Below are 2,297 nucleotides of genomic sequence, written 5' to 3' on the forward strand. Positions count from 1 at the left end.
CGCGACCGGTTGCGGCGCGGCGAAAGCATCGCGCTCTTGTCGGTCCCCGTCGCAGGCTGGATGGCCTATCTGATCCGCTCCTCGGCACGGTTCGGCAGGCACTGGCCGGTGTCCGACCCCTATGCCGACAGGATCGCCGGCATTGCCGACGCGGTCGGCGCCGACACGAGGGCTTTAGCAGCCGCGATCCTCGCCATCGACACCATCTTCGATCCGGAGCTTGCCGCAAATGGCGACTTCCGCAGGGCTATCACGTCAGCCCTCGACGGCCTGCTCTCAGACAACCCGATGGCAGTCGTCAGGCGCAGTTTGGAACAACCCGAGGTTGCCCGGTTGAAGCGGCCGGCACAATCGGCGTAGTAGGTCGGTCGTGAATTCACGACCAGGGAGGCACTATGAAGCTTGGACTGCTCACCGCACCGTTTGCGGACACCTCGCTTGGCGAGGTTGCCGACTGGGCAAGTTCTGCCGGCTTCGAGGCGCTGGAGATCGCCTGCTGGCCGAAATCCTCCGGTACCGCCCGGCGTTATGCCGGCACCTGCCATATCGACGCCGCCTCGACCTCGGCCTCGCAGGCCAAGGAAATCGCCGCCGCGCTGGCGGAAAAGAACTTGTCGATCTCGGGCCTCGGTTTCTACCCCAATCCGCTGCATCCCGATGCCGGCCACCGCCAGACCGTCATCGATCATTTGAAGAAGGTGATCGTGCTGGCGAGCCATATGGGCGTGCGTGTCGTCAACACCTTCTGCGGCGGCGACGCTTCCAAACCCATCGACGCCAACTGGGAAGAGGCGCTCAAGGTCTGGCCCGCCATCATTGCCCATGCGCGCGAGCAAGGAGTGAAACTGGCGTTCGAAAACTGCCCGATGATCTTCAGCTATGACGAGTGGCCGGGCGGGCACAATATCGCCTATTCGCCCTATATCTGGCGCCGCATCCTCGAAGCCTGGGGCGGCGACGTCGGCATGAACTTCGACCCGTCGCATCTGGTCTGGCAGATGATCGACCAAGCCCGCTTTATCAGGGAATTCGGTCCGTACATGCTGCATGCTCATGCCAAGGATCTGATGATCGATCCTGATGGACTTTACGAGCGCGGTATCCTCTCGGCCGGCATAGGCTGGCAGGTGCCGCGCATGCCGGGGCTCGGCGATGTCGACTGGAATGTCATCTTTTCCGGCCTCTACCGGGCCGGCTACGACGGGCCCATCATCATCGAACACGAGGACCGGCGGTTTGAAGGGAGCGATGAAAACGTCAAGCGGGGTTTTCTACTCGCCCGCGACGTGCTGCGCCCCTTCGTCAAATGACGGCGCAAACAGCTTGGCTTTGATCCTGTCGCAGGTCGACGGGATCAGGCCCTGAAACTGAAAACAATGTGGAGGAGGAAGACTGAAATGAAAAAACTTTTGACCATGGTCCCGCTGCTTGCCGGCGCGGCCTTCATGGCTTCGGTGGGCGTCTCGGCCGCCGAAGGCAAATACACGATCGGCATATCCAACACAGTGCAAGGCAATGGCTGGCGCGAGGAGATGATCTGCGCGATGAAAGCCCAGGCGCTTGCCTCGGGCGAAGTGACCAAGCTGAACATCGCCCACCGCAATACCGACGCCGCCGGCCAGCTCGAGGACATCCGCAACCTGATCAGCGCCAAGGTCAACGCCATCGTCGTCAACCCGGCCGATCCGGCCGGCATCAAGTCCGCCCTGGAAGAGGCCACCAAGGCCGGCATCGTCGTCGTCGCCGTCGACCAGGCGGTCACCGAGCCCTCGGCCTACATCATCTCCAACAACCAGGAACAGTACGCCTATCTCGGCGCCAAATGGCTGTTCGGACAGATGGGCGGCAAGGGCGACGTCGTCTATATGCGCGGCGCCGCCGGTGCCTCGGCCGACAGCGACCGCGACAAGGGCTTCAAGAAGGCGCTTGCCGAATTCCCCGATGTGAAGGTCGTGCACGAGGTCTTCACCGGCTGGCAGCAGGATCAGGGCAAGCAGCAGATCCTCGACTTCATCGCCACCGGAGCGCCGTTCAACGGCGTCTGGACCTCGGGCATCGACAATGTGATCGTCGATGCCCTCATCGAGTCGCAGACGCCGTTGGTGCCGGTGGTCGGCGCCGACAATGCCGGCTTCGTCGGCCAGCTGAACTCGGTCGAAGGCCTTGTCGGCGCGGCGGTGACCAATCCCGGTTCGATCGGCGGCGCCGGCGTGACGCTGGCTCTTCAGATCCTCAACGGCAAGAAGCCGGCGGAGCAGACCGTGCTGGTCGAGCCGCAGCTCTGGGAGCACGCCACC

At 63.2% G+C, this 2,297-nt stretch carries 2 protein-coding genes and 1 pseudogene; all 3 read left to right on the top strand.

Translation table 11 applies throughout. From position 1 onward, the window contains the following. Positions 1 to 360, top strand: a pseudogene (locus tag E5W87_RS31650) (mannitol dehydrogenase family protein); the annotation flags it as partial. Between the two features lie 35 nt (positions 361 to 395). Beyond that, positions 396 to 1,310 (top strand): sugar phosphate isomerase/epimerase, encoded by a 915-nt coding sequence (locus E5W87_RS31655; protein ID WP_292406741.1) that lies wholly within the window; start codon positions 396 to 398, stop codon positions 1,308 to 1,310. A gap of 87 nt (positions 1,311 to 1,397) precedes the next feature. Next, positions 1,398 to 2,297, top strand: a 900-nt coding sequence (locus E5W87_RS31660; RefSeq protein WP_292406744.1) for an ABC transporter substrate-binding protein, incomplete at its 3' end; no start/stop codon positions are given.

This window comes from Mesorhizobium sp. (genome assembly GCF_004962925.1).
Taxonomy (GTDB): Bacteria; Pseudomonadota; Alphaproteobacteria; order Rhizobiales; family Rhizobiaceae; genus Mesorhizobium.

What these genes read in the sequence shown, in the direction of transcription:
- E5W87_RS31655 (WP_292406741.1), top strand. Translation starts at nt 396, where the DNA reads ATGAAGCTTGGACTGCTCACCGCACCGTTTGCGGACACCTCGCTTGGC.